General features: G+C 72.2%; 18 protein-coding genes. 10 read left to right on the top strand and 8 right to left on the bottom strand.

Translation table 11 applies throughout. From position 1 onward, the window contains the following. Positions 1-48: 48 nt before the first annotated feature. The 5 genes from GA0070620_RS24940 to GA0070620_RS24920 all read right to left on the bottom strand — a co-directional run bounded on the left by GA0070620_RS24940 (position 49) and on the right by GA0070620_RS24920 (position 3520). Positions 49-930: a serine hydrolase gene (locus GA0070620_RS24940; RefSeq protein ID WP_091594771.1), complete on the bottom strand. Its 882-nt coding sequence runs from the start codon at positions 928-930 to the stop codon at positions 49-51. 16 nt (positions 931-946) lie between these two features. Beyond that, complete coding sequence (locus GA0070620_RS24935; RefSeq protein WP_157741705.1) at positions 947-1648, bottom strand: hypothetical protein; 702 nt, start codon at positions 1646-1648, stop codon at positions 947-949. Between the two features lie 270 nt (positions 1649-1918). Beyond that, entirely contained in the window at positions 1919-2173 is a 255-nt protein-coding gene (locus GA0070620_RS24930; protein ID WP_088987488.1) for a Smr/MutS family protein, read from the bottom strand. Between the two features lie 91 nt (positions 2174-2264). Further along, positions 2265-2633 (bottom strand): tetratricopeptide repeat protein, encoded by a 369-nt coding sequence (locus GA0070620_RS24925; RefSeq protein ID WP_091594768.1) that lies wholly within the window; start codon positions 2631-2633, stop codon positions 2265-2267. Positions 2634-2752: 119 nt separating this feature from the next. After that, positions 2753-3520: an ROK family protein gene (locus GA0070620_RS24920; RefSeq protein ID WP_091594766.1), complete on the bottom strand. Its 768-nt coding sequence runs from the start codon at positions 3518-3520 to the stop codon at positions 2753-2755. A 53-nt stretch (positions 3521-3573) separates the two neighbouring features. On the opposite strand from GA0070620_RS24920, the gene GA0070620_RS24915 reads away from it, so the two are divergent. From GA0070620_RS24915 to GA0070620_RS24905, 3 genes are all read left to right on the top strand, one after another. Next, positions 3574-5211 (top strand): ABC-F family ATP-binding cassette domain-containing protein, encoded by a 1638-nt coding sequence (locus GA0070620_RS24915; RefSeq protein WP_091594764.1) that lies wholly within the window; start codon positions 3574-3576, stop codon positions 5209-5211. Between the two features lie 38 nt (positions 5212-5249). After that, positions 5250-5567 (top strand): hypothetical protein, encoded by a 318-nt coding sequence (locus tag GA0070620_RS24910; RefSeq protein WP_091594762.1) that lies wholly within the window; start codon positions 5250-5252, stop codon positions 5565-5567. A gap of 115 nt (positions 5568-5682) precedes the next feature. Next, positions 5683-6408 (top strand): methyltransferase domain-containing protein, encoded by a 726-nt coding sequence (locus tag GA0070620_RS24905; protein ID WP_091594760.1) that lies wholly within the window; start codon positions 5683-5685, stop codon positions 6406-6408. 145 nt (positions 6409-6553) lie between these two features. On the opposite strand, the gene GA0070620_RS24900 is transcribed toward GA0070620_RS24905, so the two are convergent. After that, positions 6554-7561, bottom strand: coding sequence for a LacI family DNA-binding transcriptional regulator (locus tag GA0070620_RS24900; protein ID WP_091594758.1), 1008 nt, complete (start codon positions 7559-7561; stop codon positions 6554-6556). 144 nt (positions 7562-7705) lie between these two features. Between GA0070620_RS24900 and arfA the strand changes: the two genes are divergently transcribed. From arfA to GA0070620_RS24875, 5 genes are read left to right on the top strand one after another with little or no spacing between them, the layout of a single operon-like run. Beyond that, positions 7706-9217 carry an arabinosylfuranosidase ArfA gene (gene arfA / locus GA0070620_RS24895; RefSeq protein WP_091594756.1) on the top strand — a complete coding sequence of 504 codons (1512 nt, stop codon included), beginning with the start codon at positions 7706-7708 and terminating at the stop codon, positions 9215-9217. A 40-nt stretch (positions 9218-9257) separates the two neighbouring features. Continuing rightward, on the top strand, positions 9258-10586 hold the full coding sequence (locus GA0070620_RS24890; RefSeq protein ID WP_091594754.1) for an ABC transporter substrate-binding protein: 1329 nt from the start codon (positions 9258-9260) through the stop codon (positions 10584-10586). Positions 10587-10592: 6 nt separating this feature from the next. Further along, a complete protein-coding gene (locus GA0070620_RS24885; protein WP_091594752.1) occupies positions 10593-11558 on the top strand; it encodes a carbohydrate ABC transporter permease in 966 nt (321 codons plus the stop codon). Positions 11559-11568: 10 nt separating this feature from the next. Beyond that, positions 11569-12420 carry a carbohydrate ABC transporter permease gene (locus GA0070620_RS24880; RefSeq protein WP_091594750.1) on the top strand — a complete coding sequence of 284 codons (852 nt, stop codon included), beginning with the start codon at positions 11569-11571 and terminating at the stop codon, positions 12418-12420. Beyond that, positions 12417-13457 carry a glycoside hydrolase family 43 protein gene (locus GA0070620_RS24875; protein WP_091594748.1) on the top strand — a complete coding sequence of 347 codons (1041 nt, stop codon included), beginning with the start codon at positions 12417-12419 and terminating at the stop codon, positions 13455-13457. Before GA0070620_RS24880 ends, GA0070620_RS24875 begins: the two co-directional genes overlap by 4 nt. A gap of 80 nt (positions 13458-13537) precedes the next feature. Here GA0070620_RS24875 and GA0070620_RS24870 read toward each other — a convergent pair whose 3' ends face one another. Further along, a complete protein-coding gene (locus GA0070620_RS24870; RefSeq protein ID WP_091594746.1) occupies positions 13538-15037 on the bottom strand; it encodes an amino acid permease in 1500 nt (499 codons plus the stop codon). A 302-nt stretch (positions 15038-15339) separates the two neighbouring features. Between GA0070620_RS24870 and GA0070620_RS24865 the strand changes: the two genes are divergently transcribed. Together GA0070620_RS24865 and GA0070620_RS24860 are read left to right on the top strand one after the other, a co-directional pair. Next, positions 15340-16995 carry a glycoside hydrolase family 10 protein gene (locus tag GA0070620_RS24865; RefSeq protein ID WP_091594744.1) on the top strand — a complete coding sequence of 552 codons (1656 nt, stop codon included), beginning with the start codon at positions 15340-15342 and terminating at the stop codon, positions 16993-16995. Between the two features lie 189 nt (positions 16996-17184). After that, positions 17185-17727, top strand: a complete 543-nt coding sequence (locus GA0070620_RS24860) for a phospholipase (protein ID WP_091599335.1) — start codon at positions 17185-17187, stop codon at positions 17725-17727. 55 nt (positions 17728-17782) lie between these two features. Here GA0070620_RS24860 and GA0070620_RS24855 read toward each other — a convergent pair whose 3' ends face one another. Then, the gene (locus tag GA0070620_RS24855; protein WP_091594742.1) at positions 17783-20626 is read right to left on the bottom strand and encodes an ATP-binding protein; all 2844 of its coding nucleotides are present in this window, start codon (positions 20624-20626) and stop codon (positions 17783-17785) included. Between the last annotated feature and the right edge of the window lie 32 nt (positions 20627-20658).

Below are 20658 nucleotides of genomic sequence, written 5' to 3'. Positions count from 1 at the left end.
CCCGACACCTCGCCGGCCCGGTCCCGACACCGGGCCGGCGAGGCCGTCTCAGAGCCCGGACGACGCGGCGCGCAGTTCCCGCAGCGCGTACGTGGCCGCCTGTTCGACGACCCGGATGCCGTCCGCCCGGGTCCGGTGGTGGTCGGAGAGCACCGCGATCAGCCAGTCGTGGTCCGGCTCGGTGATCCGGCCGATGCTGTTGACGATCCACCGGTTGCCGTCGTCGCTGGCGGTGTCCCAGCCGTTCTTGACGTACGCGGTGGCGCCCGGCCCGGCCGCAGCGGTGATCCCCCACCGCTGGTCGGCATCGACCTGGCCCATCAGGTCCAGCAGGTACCCGCGGTGGGCCTGGTCGAGTGGGCCGTCGGGCGCGACCAGCGTGGACAGCAGCCGCAGCTGGTCGGCCGCCGTCGTGGTCGTGAGGCCCCAGTGGGCGTTGGGTTTGGTCTCCCGCAGCCCGAACGTGCGGTTCGCCGTGGTCAGGCCCGGGGCCCTGCCGATCTCCTGGAACAGACTGGTCGTCGCGGTGTTGTCGCTGAACACGATCATGTCCCTGGCCCGTCGCCGGGCGGAGGAGCTGAGCATCCGGCCGCGCGCCTGTTCGCGCAGCAGCAGGGCCGCGAGGATGTCGACCTTCACGATGCTGGCAGTCGTGAAGCGCCGGGTGCCCGCCGTCGCGGCGGCGCTGCCGCCCAGGTCCCGCACCGCCACGCCGAGTCGGCCGCCGGCCCGCCGCACGTACGCGTCGATGCGGGCCCGCGCGATGGCCAACCGGTCCGGTGTCGGGCTGATGCTCGGGCTGGGCGACGGGGTGGCCGGCGGCGCCACCGCACCCTCCGCCTCGCCGCGCAGCCGGGCCACGCCGAAACCCGCCGAGGAGAGGCCCGCCAGGGCCAGGACCCCCGAGGAGAGGACCCACCGCCGGGGCACCCTCCGACCACCTGGACTAGCCAAGGCGCGCCACCTGCCTCGCGGCGACCGCCTCGACCGCCGCGCGGTGCCCGGGATCCGGGAGGTTGAGGGTCGAGATGGTGTCCCCGCGCCGGACGACGACGAAGTAGGCGGTCGTCGGCGCGGATCCGGAGTGCGCGATCAGCCCGCGCACCAGCAGGGCCCCGTCAGCGAGGGGCGGCGTCCCGACGAGGGTGAACGACATACGCGCCCCGAGCACCAGGTAGCCGGCGCACCGCCGCAGCACGGCCCGTACGTCGTCGAGGGCCGGCCCACCCCAACCGGGCTCGTACGCCTCGACGATGTGGTGCGCCGTCGCGGACCCGTCGGCCCGGTCGTAGAAGCGCTGGACCGCGTCCAGCCGGTGCACCTGGGCGCGGTAGTCCTCCGCCCGGTAGGCGGGGCAGTCGGCCTGCTCCCACGGCCACCGGGGCTGCTCCGGCGCGGTCGCGCGCTCCCGCCAGCCCGGCCCCAGGTCGGTGGCGGGCAGCAGCGCCGCCGGGTCCGTCCAGCTCACCCCGACGGGCCGCGTGACACCCGGTTCCGACCCGCCCAGCTCGGCGGGCGTGCGCTGGCAGCCCGTCGTCAGCGCCGTCAGCACGACCGTGGCGAGCAGCGCGAAAATCCTGCCGCCTCGCCGCCGGGCACGGGCGTCACCACCCGCACGAGGGCGCGCGGCACCGAGAGGTGAATACATGCGGATCCTTCGACGGGGCTCAATGTGATGAGTTCGCGTACGGGCACGATGTGGCCAGCGGAGGACGGCCGCACCGCCGCACTCCCCCGCACCGCGCCGGCTGACCCCTCGCCCTCTTCAGCAGCCGTGGGTACCTGTCGTCGTCTTGGACGGCCGAGCGGTCGGAAAAGGTTGCAAGCAGAGCCGGCGGGAGCTACGACGTCCCGTGTTGTGAGCCGCGCGGAATCGGGGCGACGGTCCGAACGGAACCGGCCACCGCCGCGTTGTTTCCTACTTCCAGCGGAAGTGGACGAAGAGGCGGCCGAAATTCTTCGAGTCCTTCTCGACCCGGTGGTAGAGCTGCTTGACGTCCTTCTGGTCGAGGAACCGCAGGACGCGCTTCTTGAGCTGGCCGGAGCCCTTGCCCGGGATGATCTCCACGAGGGTGGCCTTCTTCGCGACCGCCTCGTCCATGATCCCGCGCAGCGCGCGGTCGATGTCCTGGCCCTTGTTGAAGATGTCGTGGAGGTCGAGCTTGAGCTTCACCAGTTCATCGTAGGCGCGCCCGAGGCCCGGACGCGCGGACGACGAAGGGCAGCCACCAGGGCTGCCCTTCGTCGTCGTGCTGCCGCGGGGACTAGCGACCGCCGCTGACCCGGGTCTCCACCCGGCGCAGGGCCGTCGCGTAGTCGTCGTTGGCGGAGTGCATCGCCGCGGCGATCCGCAGGTGCCGCAGCGCGTCCGCGTGCCGGTTCAGCCGCTCCAGGGTGCGGCCCAGCACGTGGTGCGAGTAGTGGTCGCTCGGGTCCTGGTCGACCAGGGTGCGCAGCTGCTCCTCGGCACGGCTGAGCTGGGCGGACTGGAAGTACGCACGCGCCAGCAGCTGCCGCACGGAGGCGTTGTCCGGCTCGGCCTCGATGATCGGCTCGAGCAGCCGGGCCGCTGCGGTCGGGTCACCGGCCTCGAAGTACAAGGTCGCCAGCCGGTACTCGGCCAGAAGATCCATTCGGCCACCCCCCTCGTGTCGCTGTCGTCACTGTGTCGACGCTGGCACAACATCGGCAGGACGGCGACTGTTCCCGGGGGCGTATTGATCGCCGGCGGGGTGCGGGATCGTGACGGGGGTCACCGCTCGGCGGGCCGTGCCGCCGCCAGGTCCCAGGCCCGTACGCCGCCGACGATGCCCGCCGTGTTCGGCACCACCACCACGTCGTCGCCCATCCGGACCAGCTGCTCCGGCCGGATCAGCCGCGAGTTGCCGCCACCGAGGTAGAGCCGGTCCCAGCGGAACACCGGGCGCAGGCCCTCGACCACCCCGCGGACCCGTCGGGACCAGAAACCGTCGCCGAGGCGGCGGCGTTCCGGCTCTCCGACGTACGTGTCGTAGGTCATGCCCCAGCGCACCGGCGCCTGGGAGAGCTCCAGGTGCGGGGCGAGCACCCCGCCGTCGAAGAGCGCGCAGCCCAGCCCGGTGCCGAGGGTGAGGACCAGCTCCAGTCCGGTGCCGGCGACCACGCCCGCGCCGTGCACCTCGGCGTCGTTGAGGGCCAGCACCGGCATGCCGAAGGCGTCGGCGAGCGCGGACCGGACGTCCCAGCCCGACCACTCGGCGAGCAGGTCCGGGTCGACCTTGGTGCGCGGGCCGGCCCGGGTGACGTAGTGGGGTGTCGTCACCACGACGCCGTGCCGCAGCATTCCGGGCAGGCCGACGGTCACCCGGTCGGCGGTGGGCAGCCGGCCGCCGAGATCCACCAGGGTCTTCACGAAGAGCGCGGGCGGCAGCGGGTACGGGGTGGGCACCCGCAGCGGGCGGGTCCGCATCGTGCCCGCCTCGTCGAGCACGGAGGCCTTGATGCCGCCGCCGCCGCAGTCGATCGCCAGTGTGGTCGCCACCCGAGCAGTCTGCTCCTTCTCCGGCCGGTCCGGGCGGATAGGCTCGGCTCCTCATGAGCGCCACGTTGATCGTCAAGGACCTGGCCGCCGGGCACGGCGACCGCCCGCTCTTCACCGGGCTGGACCTGGTGGCCGCCCCCGGGGACGTGGTCGGCCTGGTCGGGCCGAACGGTGCCGGCAAGTCGACGCTGCTGCGTACCCTCGCCGGGTTGCTGCCGGTCGAGGCCGGCGCGGTCACCCTCAGCCCGCCCACCGCGACCGTCGGGCACCTGCGGCAGGAGCCGGAGCGCCGACCCGGGGAGACGGTCCGGGGGTTCCTGGCCCGGCGCACCGGCGTGACCGACGCCCAGGCCGCCCTGGACGCCGCCACGGAGGCGCTGACCGCGGGGGCGGTGGGCGCCGACGACGCGTACGCCGAAGCCTTGGAGCGCTGGCTCGCGCTCGGCGGCGCGGACCTGGACGAGCGGGCCGAGCAGGTCGCGGCGGAGCTGGGCCTCGGGGTGGACCTGGCGCAGGAGATGACCGCGCTCTCCGGCGGCCAGGCCGCCCGTGCCGGGCTCGCGTCGCTGCTGCTCAGCCGGTACGACGTGTTCCTGCTCGACGAGCCCACCAACGACCTGGACCTGGCCGGTCTGGAGCGGCTGGAGGAGTTCGTCACCGGGCTGCGCGCCGGCACCGTGTTGGTCAGCCATGACCGCGAGTTCCTCACCCGGACGGTCAACCGCGTGCTGGAGCTGGACCTCGCGCAGCAGCAGGTCAACCACTACGGCGGCGGCTACGCGGCCTACCTGGAGGAGCGCGCCGTGGCGCGCCGGCACGCCCGGGCCGACTACGAGGAGTACGCGGAGACCCGCGCCGGCCTGGAGGCCCGCGCCCGGACCCAGCGGGCGTGGATGGAGAAGGGCGTCAAGAACGCCCGGCGCAAGGCCACCGACAACGACAAGATCGGCCGCAAGTTCCGGTCCGAGGCGACCGAGAAGCAGGCGGCGAAGGCCAAGCAGACCGAGCGCCTGATCGAGCGGCTGGAGGTGGTCGAGGAGCCGCGCAAGGAGTGGGAGCTGCGGATGGAGATCGCCGCCGCGCCCCGCGCCGGCGCCGTCGTGGCCGCGCTCCGCGACGCCGTCGTACGCCGTGGCACGTTCACGCTCGGCCCGGTGAACCTTCAGATCGACTGGGCCGACCGGGTGGCGGTGACGGGCGCGAACGGCGCGGGCAAGTCCACCCTGCTGGCCGCCCTGCTCGGGCGGCTCCCGCTGGACGCCGGGCACGCCGCGCTCGGGGCGGGGGTGGTGGTCGGCGAGGTGGACCAGGCCCGCCGGCTGTTCCTCGGCGACGTGCCGCTGATCGACGCGTTCCGGGCCGCCGTACCGGACCTGTCGCCGGCCGACGCGCGGACCCTGCTGGCCAAGTTCGGCCTGCGGGCCGGGCACGTGCTCCGGCCGGCGGCGACCCTCTCCCCCGGCGAGCGGACCCGCGCGGCGCTGGCGCTGCTCCAGGGGCGGGGCGTCAACCTGCTGGTGCTGGACGAGCCGACGAACCACCTGGACCTGCCGGCCATCGAGCAGCTGGAGTCGGCGCTGGCCACCTACCCGGGCACGCTGCTGCTGGTCACCCACGACCGGCGGATGCTGGACGCGGTGACCACCAACCGGCGGCTGCGCGTCGACGCGGGACGGATCGCCGAAGACTGATCCATGCCGATCCGGGCCCGCGGGGTGAGAATGACCCCATGCTCAAGTGGGAGTACGCGCTGCTGGTCCGGCGACGCCAGGCCGCGACGACCGACGTCGGGTGGGAGGTCGTCTTCGTCTGGTACGGCCCGGACGGCTCGATGGTCGACGTCACCCCGTACGGGGACACCGCGCTGGCCCACCTGAACCGGGCCGGCGACCAGGGTTGGGAACTGGTCGCGATGAGCGAGGACCCCTCGCTGCCCGGCAACAACGAGCTGCACCGCTACCACCTCAAGCGACCCAAGGCCGTCACACCACCGCCCCGGCAGCGGATGCGGGCCGGCGGCCGGCCCCGCCGGACCATCAGCGGCTGACGCCGCCACCCCTGCGCGCCGTCGGCGCCCGGTGTCGACGCACCCCCACGGAACGTCCTCCCATAGTGGGGCATACCCGGCGACGACGCGGGTAACGGGCGGCGGGAGGTGGACCGTGGTCGCGTTGGCACAGACCCCGCCGTCGGCGGACCGGTTGCGGGCGATGGACGACTTCCTCGCCGAGGCGTGGGCCGATCAGGTCGGCCACGACGACCGGCTGCGTGGCCTCGCCGTGGAGGTGCGCTTCGACCGGGGCGTCGCGCACGTCACCGGCGAGGTGGCCGAGCCCGCCGAGCTGCGGCTGGTCCGGGACCGGATCGGTCGGCTGGCCGGGGTGTTCGGCGTCTGGTGCCGGGTCCGGGTGGCCGGGCGGGACCCGGTGGTGGTGGACCTGGGCTGCGGGCCGACCAAGCAGTGGCCGGGCAACCTGGGGCTGGACATCTTCCCGGCGCCCGGGGTGGACGCGGTGGCCGACCTCTCCGGCTCGCTGCCGCTCGCCGACGACGCGGTCGACGTGTTCTTCGCGGTGCACATCCTGGAGCACCTGATCGACTTCCTGCCGCTGCTCGACGAGGCGCACCGGGTGCTCCGGCCCGGCGGCGTGCTGCACGTCATGAGCCCCTGGTGGGGGCACGTGAACGCGGTGGCCGATCCGACCCACGTACGCCTGCTCGACGTGCAGACGATCAAGGGGATCTGTCTCCAGCGGCCGCCGGGCACCCCGCGCTGGTACCCGCTGCACGCGGGCTGCGACGGGGCCTCGATCTTCGCCGACCTGACCCCGGTCCCCGCCGACGCCGACCCGCCCACCCGAGCCCACCTGGCCCGCTTCTTCGACTGACCCCGACCGCCCCCGGGGGTCCATCGCGGTGATCAAGAGGTTCGCGTCAGTTCGGAGATCGAACTTGACGCGAACCTCTTGATCACCGGGGCTCGGCCAGCTCAGACGGCGGCCAGCCCGGACGGCGGCGGGGAGGCGGGGAGGGTCAGCGGCCTTCGGTGGATTCGCGGGGGGCCAGCAGGTAGGGGGCGGAGAGTTCGCGGGCCGGTGCGGTGCGGTCCCCGTCGATGCGGTCGGCGAGCAGCTCGACCGCCAGCCGGGCGATCCGCTCCTTGTCGGGTGCGATGGTGGTCAGCGTCGGCACCGAGAACCGGCCGTCCTCGATGTCGTCGAAGCCGGCCACCGCGACGTCCTCGGGCACCCGCAGGCCCGCCTCGTGCAGCGTCCGCAGTGCACCGAGCGCGAGGGTGTCGTTGAAGCAGAAGACGGCGTCGGGTCGTACGCCGGAGGTCAGCAGGGTGCGCATGGCGGCCGCGCCGTCCGCGCGGTGCCAGGCCGGCGCGGGTGCCACGAGGGCCTCGTCGTAGCCGATGCCGGCCTCGTCGAGGGCGGCGGCGTAACCGGCGAGCCGCAGCCGGGCGCTGGCACCCTCGGGCGTGCGCTGGGAGCCGATGGCGGCGATCCGGCGACGGCCGAGGCGGACGAGGTGCGCGGTGATCTCCCGGGCGGCGGCGACATTGTCGATCACGACGTGGTCGGCGGGGCCGTGGTCGACCCGTTCACCGAGCAGCACCATCGGGGTCCCGTCGAGGTTGGCCAGGTCGTCGGCGGTGAGCGCCAGCGGGCTGAAGATCAGCCCGTCGATCAGGTGGTCGGTGATGCCGGCGGCGACCACCCGCTCCTGCTCGCGACGACCGCCGGTCTGGTCGATCAGCACCGTCCAGCCCAGGTCGGCGGCGGCGCTGACCACGTGGCGGGCCAGCTCGGCGAAGTAGGGGATGTCTAGTTCCGGGACGGCCAGGGCGATCACCCCGGTGCGCCCCTTGCGGAGGTTGCGGGCGGAGAGGTTGGGCCGGTAGTTGAGCTCGGCGATCGCCTCCTCGACCCGGGCGCGTGTGTCCGGCCGAACGTGAACGTAACCGTTCACCACGTTGGAGACGGTCTTCACCGACACGCCGGCGCGCTCGGCGACGTCCTTGAGCCTGTGCCGCACTCCGCAACCTCCCGCTGTAACCACCGGCACTCTACCGCTTAACGAGCTCTTTACAACGTTGCCTACAACGTTGTAGAAAGCAGGGACACCGGGTGAGCGGTGACTGCGGTCACTGCGCACCAGAAACGACGAAAGGTGACATCCGTGCGGACCGCGCAGCTGACGATCGACCCGGCGTTCGCGATCGGGCCGGCCGACCGGCGACTCTTCGGCTCCTTCGTCGAGCACATGGGCCGCTGCGTCTACGGAGGCATCTACGAGCCCGGCCACCGCGAGGCGGACGCCCTGGGCCTCCGGCGCGACGTCCTGGAACTGACCCGCGAGCTCGGCGTCTCCATGGTCCGCTACCCGGGCGGCAACTTCGTCTCCGGCTACCGCTGGGAGGACGGCGTGGGCCCGGTCGGCGACCGGCCGCGCCGGCTCGACCTGGCCTGGAAGACCATCGAGACGAACGCGTTCGGCCTGCACGAGTTCATGACCTGGGCGGCGGAGGCCGGCGTCGAGCCGATGATGGCCGTGAACCTGGGCACCCGCGGCGTCCAGGAGGCGCTCGACCTGCTGGAGTACAGCAACCACCCCGGCGGCACCCACCTGTCCGACCTGCGCCGCAAGAACGGCGCCGAGGACCCCTTCGGCGTCAAGCTCTGGTGCCTCGGCAACGAGATGGACGGCCCGTGGCAGGTCGGCCACAAGACCGCCGCCGAGTACGGCCGGCTGGCCGCCGAGACCGCGCGCGCCATGAAGATGATCGACCCGTCGATCAGCCTGGTCGCCTGCGGCAGCTCCAACCGGCGGATGCCGACCTTCGCCTCCTGGGAGGCGACCGTGCTGGAGCACACCTACGAGCACGTCGACTACATCTCCGCGCACACCTACTACGACCCCTCCGACGGCGACCGGGCCAGCCTGCTCGCCTCGGCCGTCGACATGGACAACTTCATCACCGAGGTCGTCGCCACCGCCGACCACGTGGCGGCGAAGCAGCGGCACCGCCGCAAGCTCAAGATCTCCTTCGACGAGTGGAACGTCTGGTACGAGGCGCGCCTCCAGGCCGACCTGGACCGGCGCGGTTGGGTCGAGGCCCCGGCGCTGATCGAGGACGACTTCAACGCCGTGGACGCGGTGGTGGTCGGCGACCTGCTGATCACCCTGCTGCGGCACGCCGACCGGGTCGGGGTGGCGGCGCAGGCGCAGCTCGCGAACGTGATCGCCCCGATCCGGACCCGCAACGGCGGACCGGCCTGGCGGCAGAGCATCTTCCACCCGTTCGCGCTGACCGCCCGCTACTCCCGGGGCACGGTCCTGCGTACGGAGCCGATCTCGCCGCGCTACGAGACGAAGAAGTACGGGGACGTGCCGGTGCTCGACACCGTCGCCGTCCACGACGAGGAGACCGGCGAGCTGACCGTGTTCGCCGTCAACCGGGGCGACACCGACCTGGAACTCCAGCTCGACCTTCGCGGGCTGCCCGGTCTGTCCGCCTCGTCACACCTGAGCCTCGCCGCCGGGGACGACCCGGAGGCGACCAACACCGAGGCGGAACCGGACAAGGTGACGCCCCGGGAACTGAACACCCCCACCCTCGACGGCGGCCGGTGCTCGGTGCGCCTGCCGGCCGTCTCCTGGAACGTGCTGCGCTTCGGTAACCGGCCCTGACCAGGCACACTTCAACCCGTCCCCCAAGGAGAGATACAGCATGATCCACAACGAAATGAGCCGGCGACGGCTCCTCGGTCTCGGCCTCGGGCTCGGCGCCGCGGCCTCGCTGACCCTGGCCGGCTGTGGCGGCGGCAGTGACTCCTCCGGCCCGGCGGCCGGCAACGGTGGCAAGGACTACACCGGCCCGAAGGTGGACCTGAAGCTCTGGAACGGGTTCACCGGCGGTGACGGCGAGATCTTCAAGACGCTGGTGAACCAGTTCAACACCGAGCACCAGAACATCGCGGTGTCGGTGGCGACGTACCAGTGGGAGGACTACTACAACAAGCTCCCGAGCGCCGCCTCCAGCGGCAACGGCCCGGACATCGCGGTCATGCACATGGACCAGCTCGCCACCTTCGCCGCCCGCGGCGTCATCACCGAGCTGGACGACGTGGCCAAGACGCTGGAGCTGACCGAGGGCGACTTCGCCCCGACCGTCTGGAAGGGCGGCATCTACAACAACAAGCGGTACGGCATTCCGCTGGACATGCACCCGCTGGGCTTCTACTACAACAAGTCGGTGATGGAGAAGGCCGGGCTCGACCCGAACAAGCCGCCGACCACCCGGGACGACTTCACCGCCGCCCTCACGGAGCTGAAGAAGTCCGGCGTGCAGGGCTTCTGGATCAGCCCGTTCCAGTTCACCGGCGGCATGTCCTTCTACTCGCTGGTCAACCAGTTCGGCGGCAGCCTCTTCGACGCCGAGGTCAACAAGGCCACCTTCAACGCCGACCCGGCGGTCGAGGCCTGCACCTGGATGGTCGACATGATCAAGCAGGGGCACTCCCCGTCGAACGTCGGCCAGGACGCCGAGTACCTCGCCCTGAAGAGCGGCAAGAACGCCTTCACGTTCAACGGCATCTGGCAGATCAACGACCTGAAGAAGAGCCCCGACGTCCAGTGGGGCGTGGCACCGTTGCCGCAGATCGGCAGCAAGCCGGCCGTCTGGGCGAACTCGCACAACTTCACGATCGTGAAGCAGCGGGCGAACAACGCCAACAAGGTCCAGGCGTCCAAGGTCTTCATCAACTGGCTCAGCGAGCACTCGCTCGACTGGGCCAAGGGCGGCCAGGTGCCGGCCCGCAAGACCGTCCGGGACGGCGCCGACTTCAAGGCGCTGACCGAGGTGAACGCCCTCGCCCCCGAGCTGGACTACGCGGCCTTCCCGCCGGCGACCCCGGGCCTGGGCGAGGTCCTCACGACCTTCTACAACTCGTTCAACGAGGCCGTGTTGGGCAAGAAGTCGCCCAAGCAGGCCCTCGACGACGGCGTGGCCAAGGCCAACAAGCAGCTTGAGGACAACCGCAAGAAGTACGGGAGCTGATTCTCCGTGGCGGACGTGATCGAGGTCGGGGCGGCGCGCGGTGACGCGCCGCCCCCGGCGGCCAGTGCCGCCCGCCGACGCACCTCGGCGAACCGGACCGGTCGGGCGACGCCGTACCTGTTCCTCGCCCCCTACCTGGTTCTGTTCGGGGTGTTCGGCCTGCTGCCCATCGTGCTCGGCCTCTGGCTGAGCGTGCACCAGTGGGACTTCCAGCTGCCGAACCGGCCGTTCGTCGGGCTGGACAACTACAAGGAGCTGTTCTCCAGCGACTCGGCGGTCTACGGGGACTGGTGGCAGAGCATCCGCGCCACCGCGATCTTCACGGTGCTGTCCGTACCGTTGCTGGTCGTGGTCCCGCTGGGGCTGGCGCTGCTGCTGAACCGCTCGTTCCCGGGCCGGACGTTCTTCCGGGCCGTCTACTTCGCGCCGTACGTGCTCGGTGTCGCGGTGATCGGTCTGCTCTGGCGGTTCCTGCTCGACGCCAACCTCGGTCTCGTCAACCGCCTGCTCGCCGTGGTGGGCCTGCCGTCGGACACACCGTGGGTGACGGACGTGCCGTGGGCCTGGGTGTCGCTGGTCGGGGTGACCGTCTGGTGGACCTCCGGCTTCAACGCCGTGATCTACCTGGCCGGTCTCCAGGACATCTCGCCGGAGCTGTACGAGGCGGCGAAGGTGGACGGCGCGAACGCCTGGGAGAGGTTCCGGAACGTGACGCTCCCCGGCCTGCGTCCGGTGCTGCTCTTCGTGATGACGACCACCGTGCTCGCCTCGGCGAACGTGTTCGGCCAGTCGTTCCTGATCACCCAGGGCGCGCCTGGCACGGAGACCCGGACCGTGGTCTGGTACATCGTCGAGCAGGGGCTGCGGAACAACGACGCCGGCCGGGCCGCCGCGATGAGCATCGTCTTCGCACTGATGCTGGCCGTGGTGAGCCTCGCCAACTTCCGCCTCTTCCGCTACCGGGAAGACTGAGGGACCCGCCATGACGACGCCCACGTCCACCACGCCGTCGCACACGCTGCGGCGGGTCGGGCTCTACGCCATCCTCGTGGCGCTGGCCCTGGTCTTCCTCGTACCGCTGGTCTGGATGGTCATCACCTCGCTGAAGACCTACGACGGCGCCCAGCGGATCCCGCCGACCTGGCTGCCCGACCCGGCCTCCGGATACGGCTACGAGCAGATCCTGAACAACTCCGCCAACCCGGTGCTGCGCTGGTTCCTCAACAGCATGCTCGCGGCCACCCTGCACTCGGTGCTGGTGCTGGCGACCGCCTCGATGGCCGCGTACGCCCTGGCCCGGATGCGGTTCCGGGGTCGCGGGGTGAGCTTCGCGCTGATCGTCGGGACGCTGTTCATCCCGCCGACCTCGCTGATCATCCCGAACTTCCTGATCGTCGACACGCTGAACTGGATCGACACCCTCGCCGTGGTGGTGGTGCCGGGAGCGGCGAGCGCGTTCGGGGTGTTCTTCCTGCGGCAGTTCTTCCTCTCCCTCCCCAAGGAGTTGGAGGAGGCCGCGGTGCTGGACGGCGCGAACCAGTGGCAGATCTTCTACCGGGTGGTGCTGCCGCTGTCGAAGCCGGCGCTGGCCACCCTGGCGGTGCTGTCGTTCCTGACCAACTGGAACGACTTCCTCTGGCCGATCTTCGTGCTGTTCAGCCCGGAGCGGCTGACCCTGCCGCCCGGCCTGGGTCTGCTCCAGGGCAGCTACGTGACCGACTACCCGGTGATCATGGCGGGGGCGGTGCTGGCGAGCGTGCCGGTGCTGATCCTCTTCGTGCTCGCCCAGCGGCACATCATCCAGGGCGTCTCCCGCAGCGGCCTGAAGGGATGACGGCCGGAAGCCTCCGGCGGTGCGGCGCGGCGGCGGTCCTCGCCGTCGCGCTGCTCGCCGCCGGCTGCGGCAGCGGCGACGCCGGTGGCAGCGCCGACGAACCCACCCCCACGAGCACGGGAAGCGACGCGAGCATGTTCACGAACCCGGTCATCCGTACCGACGCCCCCGATCCCCAGGCGATCCAGGTGGGCGACACCTGGTACCTGTTCCACACCAACGCCGCCGGCCGCAACGTCCCGGTGCACACCTCGCCCGACCTGGTCGACTGGACGCCGGCCGGCGACGCGCTGCCGCAGCTGCCGGAGTGGGCCGACCCCGGCAAGACCTGGGCGCCGGAGGCGATCCAGCTCGGGCCGGACCGGTTCGTCCTCTACTACACGGTGGCCGGCCGGGAGTCCGGGCGGCAGTGCGTCAGCCGCGCGGTGGCCGGCGCGCCGCAGGGGCCGTACCGGGACGACTCGGCGGGCCCGCTGATCTGCCAGGCCGAGCTGGGCGGTGCGATCGACGCGAGCCCGTTCCGGGACACCGACGGAAGCCTCTGGCTGCTGTGGAAGAACGACGGCAACGCCATCGGGGTGGACACCTGGATCTGGTCGCAGCGCCTCTCCGAGGACGGCCTGAGCCTGGTCGGCGAGCCGACGAAGCTGCTCAAGCAGACCGAGCCGTGGGAGGGCACCCTGATCGAGGGGCCGTTCTTCCACCGGCAGGACGGAAAGCTCCACCTCTTCTTCGCGGCGAACGCCTACGACAAGGCCGAGTACGCCGAGGGCTACGCGGTCTGCGAGTCGCCGACCGGGCCGTGCGTGAAGGCCCCGGAGAACCCGATCCTGCGGAGCAACGACGCGGCGTCCGGGCCGGGCCACGCCTCGATGGTGGTCAAGGACGGCCGGACCTGGCTGCTCTACCACGCGTGGCCGCCCGGCCAGGAGGGCAGCGTCGACCCGGGCCGGCAGACGTGGCTGGACGAGGTCGTCTGGACCGACGGCAAGCCCACGCTGAAGGGCCCGACCGGCACCCCGCAACCGCGCCCGTAACGCCCCGCGCCCAAGCAGGAAGAGTGGCTGTCCCGCGCGGGACAGCCACTCTTTCCGTGCACCGGGTGGCCACGAAAGGGTCAGGTGGCGGCGGGTTCGCGCGGGGACGGGGTGGTGGCGTCCTCGCGACGGGCCAGCCGGTTCTTCCGGTAGCCGTAGCCGAAGTAGATCAGGGCGCCGAGCAGCATCCAGGCGGCGAACCGCAGCCAGGTCTCGACCGAGAGGTTGAGCATCAGGTAGAAGCAGGCCAGCGCGGAGACGATCGGCAGGACCGGTGAGAGCGGCACCCGGAACGGCCGCTCCAGCTCCGGACGCTTCCGCCGCAGGACGGGCACCGCGACGGAGACCAGCACGAACGCGCAGAGCGCGCCGATGCTGACCAGGTCGGCGAGCGCGGAGAGCGGCAGCAGACCGGCGAGCAGCGCGACGCCGACGGTCATGATGGCCGAGATCCGGTACGGGGTGCCCCAGCGCGGGTGCACCTTGGCGATCGACGGCGGGATCAGCCCGTCCCGGGCGATGGCGAAGCCGATCCGACCCATGGCCACCAGGTCGACGAGGATGACGCTGGTCAGGCCGGCGATCGCGGCGATGGAGACGAGGACCGCCGCCCATCCGGCGCCGACCGCCTCGAAGGCGGAGGCGATCGGGGCGCCCCGGTCGATGTCGGTGTAGCGCACCATGCCGACCACGACCAGCGAGACGCCGATGTAGAGCACGGTGGAGATCAGCAGCGTGCCCAGCAGGCCGAGCGGCAGGTCGCGGCGGGGCTTGCGGGTCTCCTCGCCGAGGTTGGCCACGGCCTCGAAGCCGGTGTACGCGAAGAAGACCACGGCGGCGGCGCTGAGCACCCCGACGAACCCGAAGACGGACGGCTCCAGACCGAAGAGCGCCTGCGTGACGGGCTGCTTGATGCCGTCGTCGCCGGCCCCGGCGGGCTCGGACGGCGGGATGAACGGGGTCAGGTTGGCGGCCTTGACGAAGAACAGCCCGGCGACCACCACGAACACGCAGATCGCTACCTTGACCAGCACCAGCAGGTTGGTCACCCGGGCCGACTCCCGGATGCCGATGATGCCCACGATGCCGAGGATCAGCACGATCGCGATGGCCCCGACGTTGACCACGCTGCCCTCCTCGCCGAACCAGGTGGTCGGCAGGTTGAACAGCTCGGCCAGGTAGCCGGACCAGCCGCGGGCGACCACGGCCGCGCCGAGCGCGAACTCCAGCAGCAGGTCCCAGCCGATGATCCAGGCGACGATCTCGCCCATCGTCGCGTACGCGTAGGTGTAGGCGCTCCCGGCGGTCGGCACGCTGGACGCCAGCTCGGCGTAGCAGAGCGCGGCGAGCAGGGCGACCACGCCGGCGATGGCGAACGAGATCACGACGCCCGGCCCGGCGCTGTCCCGCGCCTCGATGCCGGTCAGCGTGAAGATGCCGGTGCCGATCACGATGCCGATGCCGAACCCGGTGAGGTCGAGCGCGCCGAGGCGTCGTTTCAGGCCGGGCCGGCCGTCGGTGCCGTCGGCCTCGCCCTGCGCGAGGACGTCCTTGATCGGTTTGGTACGCAGCACGGACACGCGCACTCCTCCCGCCGTGCGACCGCCACCCTGGCAGCCCGTGACCGGCGTTGCTACCCCGTCCGCATCGGCGCCAACCACCACGTCCTGGGCCAATCGGGTGATCGCGACCGGCGGTGCCGGGGCGACCGGTCAGCGGGCCGGCGGGCGGGCCGAACCGGGATGGACCGGGCGTTCCGGGGCGCGGGTCTTGCGCGCGGCACGGACGATATGAAAATTTCCTTCTAGCGGCAGATAGCCAGCGGCGAATGTTGCCGAGGCGGCCGCCACCCGAACCGGGAGCCCCAACGAAGGGACACCGCATGAAGGCACCTCGGCTGGCAGCCGCCGGGCTCGCCGCAGCACTGCTCGGCTCGCTCCTCGTCGCCACCCCCGCCACCGCCGCGCCCGACCAGGGCGCCGGCACCACCGCCACCTGCGTCACCGACCCGGCCACCCCCAAGCGCCAGTTCCGCGCGCTCTGGATCGCGTCGGTGACCAACATCGACTGGCCCAGCAAGGCCTCCCAGACCGCGCCGGACCAGGTCGCCCAGCAGAAGGCCGAGTACCTCGCCTGGCTCGACCTCGCCGAGCGGCTGAACCACAACGCCGTCGTCGTCCAGGTCCGTCCGACCGCCGACGCGTTCTGGCCCTCGCCGCACGAGCCCTGGTCGGAGTACCTGACCGGTGTCCGGGGCCGGGACCCGGGCTGGGACCCGCTGGCCTTCCTCGTCGCCGAGTCGCACAAGCGCAACCTGGAGTTCCACGCCTGGTTCAACCCGTACCGGATCTCCATGCCGGCCCCGGGCGGCGCCGGCGCCGACCTCGACCAGCTCGCGCCGGACCATCCGGCGCGGCAGCACCCGGACTGGACCTTCGCCTATCCGCCGGCCGGCGTGGCCGGCAGCCGGCTCTACTACAACCCGGGCATTCCCGAGGTCCGCGAGTTCGTCCAGACCGCGATGATGGACGCGGTGCAGCGGTACGACGTCGATGCGGTCCACTTCGACGACTACTTCTACCCGTACCCGAGCGGCACGCACCAGGTGCCGGACGACGCCACCTTCGCGGCGTACAACCGGGGCTTCACCGACCGGGCGGACTGGCGGCGGGACAACATCAACCTGCTGATCCAGGAGATGAACGCCAAGATCAAGGCGGCGAAGCCGTGGGTGAAGTTCGGGGTCAGCCCGTTCGGCATCTGGCGCAACGCCAGCGCCGACCCGCTCGGCTCGGACACCACCGGCAGCCAGTCGTACGACATCATCTCGGCCGACACCCGCAAGTGGGTCAAGCAGGAGTGGGTCGACTACATCGTCCCGCAGCTCTACTGGTACATCGGGCAGTACCCGGCCGCCGACTACGCCCGCCTGGTGCCGTGGTGGGCGGAGACGGTCCGCGGCACACGGGTGCAGTTGTACATCGGGCAGGCCGACTACAAGAGCGGCGACCCGGCGTACGGCACGTTCTGGATGAACCCCCGCGAACTGTCGGACCACCTGACGCTCAACCGCTCCCACCCCGAGGTGCTGGGCAACGTGCACTTCTCGGCCGTCCAGGTGCGGGCCAACCGGCTCGGCGCCACCGACACCTACGCGGCCGAGCACTACTCCCGCCCCGCCCTCGTGCCCACCATGTCCCACCTGCCGGCCAAGCCGCTGCTCTTCCCCGTGGTGACGCGGGCCGACCGGCAGGCGGACGGGGTCCGGCTCACCTGGCGCCAGCCCGCCGACGGCGTGGGCCCGCTCGGCACCGCCACCTCGTACGCGATCTACCGGCTCGACGGCACGAAGCCGGCCGGACGCTGCGACCTCGCCGACGCGGCGCACCTCGTGGACACCGTGCGGGCCACGGGTCGCGGCGCCCAGTCCTGGTTGGACACCACGGCGGTGCCGGGCCAGCGCTACACCTACTACGTGACGGCGCTCGACCGGCTAGCCAACGAGAGCTCCGCGAGCCCGCCGGCTCTCGTCCACTGAGGTCGGTCACCACCGCACCGAATGCCCCGGGTGCCCCTGGCGCCCGGGGCATTCGCCTGTTTCAACGCATGTCACCAATAGTTGGCACCGACCACAGATTTACGTACGTCAGTTGATCGACACTCATGGGCACCGGTAACCAGCCGGTAACTTACCCCCCACCCGCGCACCCCTGCGGAGGTCCCCGTGCTGCCCAGACGTATCGCCACCCTCCTCACCACGGGCACGCTCGCGCTGCTCGTCGTCCTCGGCCTCGCCTCCCCCGCCAGCGCCGCCGTCAGCCGCGAACAGAAACTCGCCGTCCTCAGCAGCTGGACGCAGACCAGCGCCAGCAGCTACAACTCCTGGAACTCGGGCCGGCTCAACAAGGGCGCCTGGTCGGAGTACGCGTTCGACTGGTCGACCGACTACTGCTCGTCGAGCCCGGACAACCCGCTCGGGTTCAGCTTCGAACTCTCCTGCTACCGGCACGACTTCGGGTACCGCAACCACAAGGCGATGGGCATCTTCTCCGCCAACAAGTCCCGCCTGGACGACGCCTTCTACGCCGACCTGAAGCGGGTCTGCGCCACGTACAACTCGGTCGTCCGGCCGGCCTGCCTCAGCCTGGCCTGGACCTACTACCAGGCGGTCAGCATCTTCGGCTCACCCGCGGCGGTCGACCCCGCCGACATCGAGCGGGCCGCGAAGATGAAGGCCGACGCGGAACGTCGCGCCGGCCTGCGCGCCTGACCACCGGGAGGGCCCGTGCCGCCGGGGAGCCCGGCGGGCGGGCCCTCCGCCCGTCTCAGGCACGTTCGGTCTGACCCGCCGGGCGGCGCTCCGACTCCGGGGCCGCCTGCCGGGGAGCCGGGGGCGCCTGCGTCGTCCGGAACCGCGTCGAGTCGGCCGCCAGGTCCGGGTGCTCCACGTCGAGCCCCAGCGCCACCGCCTCGTCGAGCCCCAGCTCGGCACCCTCGGCGTACGCGTCGTCGAAGGCGGTGTCGCCCAGCATTCGCCGCAGCTCCGCCTGCTGGTCGGCCCAGTAGCCGCCGTAGATGCCCGGGGTGCAGCGCAGGTTGGCGCGGGTCGCCTGGGTGGCGCCGAAGAGCCGGGCCGCGGTGAGCGGATCACCGCCGGCCATGCACCGCACCGCTATCGCGTTCAGGGTGTCGCAGGCCCGACCGTGGAAGCCGTGGGTCATCCGCGACCGCAGCGCCACCAGCAGGTGCTCGTGCGCGGCGATCAGGTCGCCGCGCGCCAGGGCGACCATGCCGAGCAACATGTCGACCGAGCGTCGCCCCCGCTCCACCGGGCGCGTCGCCTCCACCGGCCGCGCCGCACCGAGCAGGTCCGCCGCCTCGTCCAGCGCGCCCCGACGCCACAGCAGCTCGGCCAGGATGTAGACGGCGAGCAGCGCGTCCGGCAGCACGTCCTGGCTGTGCGCCCAGTCGATGACCTCACGGCAGACCCGCTCGGCCTCGGCGAACTGTCCCATGTCGACCAGCGGCGCCGCCCGCCCCGCCAGCACCCGGGCCAGCAGACCCGAGTCACCGGCCTGCCGCGCCGCCGCCTCCGCCCGCTGCGAGTAACGCAGCTCCTCCGCGAACTCACCGTCCGCGCCGGCGTGCAGCGAATGCATGTGGTACGCCGCCGCCAGCTCCGCCTCCGGGATCCGCTCCCCCGTCTCCGCGATGCGCCCGTACAGGCGGAAGAGCCAGAGTCGCCCCTCGCGGGCCAGCCCGCGCTCCCGCCACCACTGGTCCAGGCCACCGGCCAGCCGCAGCCCCGCCGCCGCGCTGCCCCCGGTCGCGCACCAGCGCAGTGCGGCCCGCAGCTCGCCGGCCAGGGGGTCGAGCGCGTAGAGCGAGAGCGTGACCGGCCGACCGTCGGGGCCGAGGTGCGCCCGCTCCAGCGCGTGCGCGGACCAGGCGACGTGCCGGTTCCGGGCGGCCTGCTCCTCCCCCGCCTCGGCGAGCCGACGCGCCGCGTACGCCCGGATCGGGTCGAGCATCCGGTAGGTGCTCCCCGCCGCGTGCGGCTCGGCCAGCACCATCGACTTGTCCACCAGCACCGACAGCGGATCGAGCGGGTCGTCGCCGAGCAGCCACTCCACCGTCGCCAGGTCCACCGGACCGGCGAAGACCGCCAGCCAGCGCAGCAGCCGGGCGGCCCGGGGACCCAGGGTCCGGTACGACCACGTGACCGTCGCCTGCATGGTGAGGTGCCGCTCGGTGGCGGACCGCTGCACCGCCCGGGTCGCCGGCGTCGGCGGCGTGGCGCCGGCCGCGGCGGCCACCAGGTCCACGGTGTCCTGCTGGTTGCCCATCCAGCCCCGGTCCACCGGCGGCGGCTCCGGCTCGTCCCGGCCGGCGTCCAGCGTGCCCAGCACGTCGTCGAGGCGCTCGGCGAGCTGACCCACCGACAGCACCCGCAGCCGGGCGGCGGCCAGCTCGATGGCGAGCGGCAACCCGTCGAGCCGCTGCACCACCCGACGCAGGTCGGCCGACTCGGCCGGGTCGGGCTGCCGGCCACCCCGGGCCGCCGCCGTCCGGTCGAGCAGCAGCGCCACCGCGTCGCTCTCCGCGCCGTCGTCGCACGGGTCCACTGACAGCGGCGGGATCCGCCACACCACCTCGCCCGGCAGGCCGAACGACTCCCGGCTGGTGGCGAGCACGCTCACGCCCCGCCCGCCGGCGAGCAGCCGGGAGATGACCTCGGCCGAGGCGGCGGGCTGCGCGTCGCAGGTGTCGAGCAGGACCAGCATCTGACGGGCCGCCGCGTACTCCACCAGGGTGTCCACCATCGGACGGCCCGGCTCCGGACGCAGGCCGAGCACCGCGGCGATCTCGAACGCCACCAGTCCCGGGTCGGTCACCGCCGCGATGTCGACGAACCAGACCCCGTCCGGGTACGCCTCGACGACCCCCGACGCCAGCTCGACAGCGAGCCGGGTCTTGCCCGCCCCGCCCGCCCCCAGCACGGTGACCAGGCGATGCTCCTCGACCAGCCGGCGCAGCTCGGCGCGCTCGGGCTCCCGGCCGACGAACGAGGTGACCTGGGTGGGCAGGTTGTGCGCTACCGCGTCGGCCGTACGCGGGCGCGGGAACTGCCGCTCCAGACCCGGCGCGACCAGCTGGAACAGGCGTTCCCGGTCGTCGAAGCCGCGCAGCCGGTGCAGGCCGAGGTCGAGCAGGGAGGCGCCGGACGGCAGCGGCTCGGCCCGCCGTGCCGTGGACGCCGAACACAGCACCTGGCCACCGTGCGCGGCGGCCGCGACCCGGGCCGCCCGGTGCACCTCGGGACTCGCGTACTCGCCGTCGCGCGGCTCCGCGTAGCCGGTGTGCAGACCCATCCGCACCCGGGGCGCGGCATCGGGATTCGGCCAGTCGTGGCCGGCCAACGCGCGCTGAGCGGTGAGACAGGCGGTCAGCGCCTCGGCGGCGTCGGCGAAGGCGAGGAAGAACGAGTCGCCCTCGGTCAGCAGCTCCGCGCCACCGGTGCCGGCCAGCGTCCGGCGCAGCAGCCGGCGGTGTTCGCGCAGCACAGGGCGGTAGTCCGGACCGAGCAGCTGAGCAAGTCGGGTCGAGCCCTCGATGTCGGTGAACACGAAGGTCACCCACCCGGTCGGGAGCTGGATCCGTTCCGCCATGCGTCGAACCTCCGCCCGTGACGTCGGGTTCA

The sequence above is a fragment of the Micromonospora krabiensis genome (genome assembly GCF_900091425.1).
GTDB classification, from domain to species: domain Bacteria; phylum Actinomycetota; class Actinomycetes; order Mycobacteriales; family Micromonosporaceae; genus Micromonospora; species Micromonospora krabiensis.
The sequence above is the reverse complement of the archived record's forward strand: the minus strand, read 5'-3'. Positions and strand labels throughout refer to the sequence as shown.

Bases quoted from the DNA above. Each gene is read 5' to 3' on its own strand.
- GA0070620_RS24890 (WP_091594754.1), top strand. From the start codon at position 9,258: ATGATCCACAACGAAATGAGCCGGCGACGGCTCCTCGGTCTCGGCCTC.
- GA0070620_RS24915 (WP_091594764.1), top strand. From the start codon at position 3,574: ATGAGCGCCACGTTGATCGTCAAGGACCTGGCCGCCGGGCACGGCGAC.
- GA0070620_RS24925 (WP_091594768.1), bottom strand. From the start codon at position 2,633: ATGGATCTTCTGGCCGAGTACCGGCTGGCGACCTTGTACTTCGAGGCC.
- GA0070620_RS24880 (WP_091594750.1), top strand. From the start codon at position 11,569: ATGACGACGCCCACGTCCACCACGCCGTCGCACACGCTGCGGCGGGTC.
- GA0070620_RS24910 (WP_091594762.1), top strand. From the start codon at position 5,250: ATGCTCAAGTGGGAGTACGCGCTGCTGGTCCGGCGACGCCAGGCCGCG.
- GA0070620_RS24865 (WP_091594744.1), top strand. From the start codon at position 15,340: ATGAAGGCACCTCGGCTGGCAGCCGCCGGGCTCGCCGCAGCACTGCTC.
- GA0070620_RS24855 (WP_091594742.1), bottom strand. From the start codon at position 20,626: ATGGCGGAACGGATCCAGCTCCCGACCGGGTGGGTGACCTTCGTGTTC.
- GA0070620_RS24935 (WP_157741705.1), bottom strand. From the start codon at position 1,648: ATGTATTCACCTCTCGGTGCCGCGCGCCCTCGTGCGGGTGGTGACGCC.
- GA0070620_RS24875 (WP_091594748.1), top strand. From the start codon at position 12,417: ATGACGGCCGGAAGCCTCCGGCGGTGCGGCGCGGCGGCGGTCCTCGCC.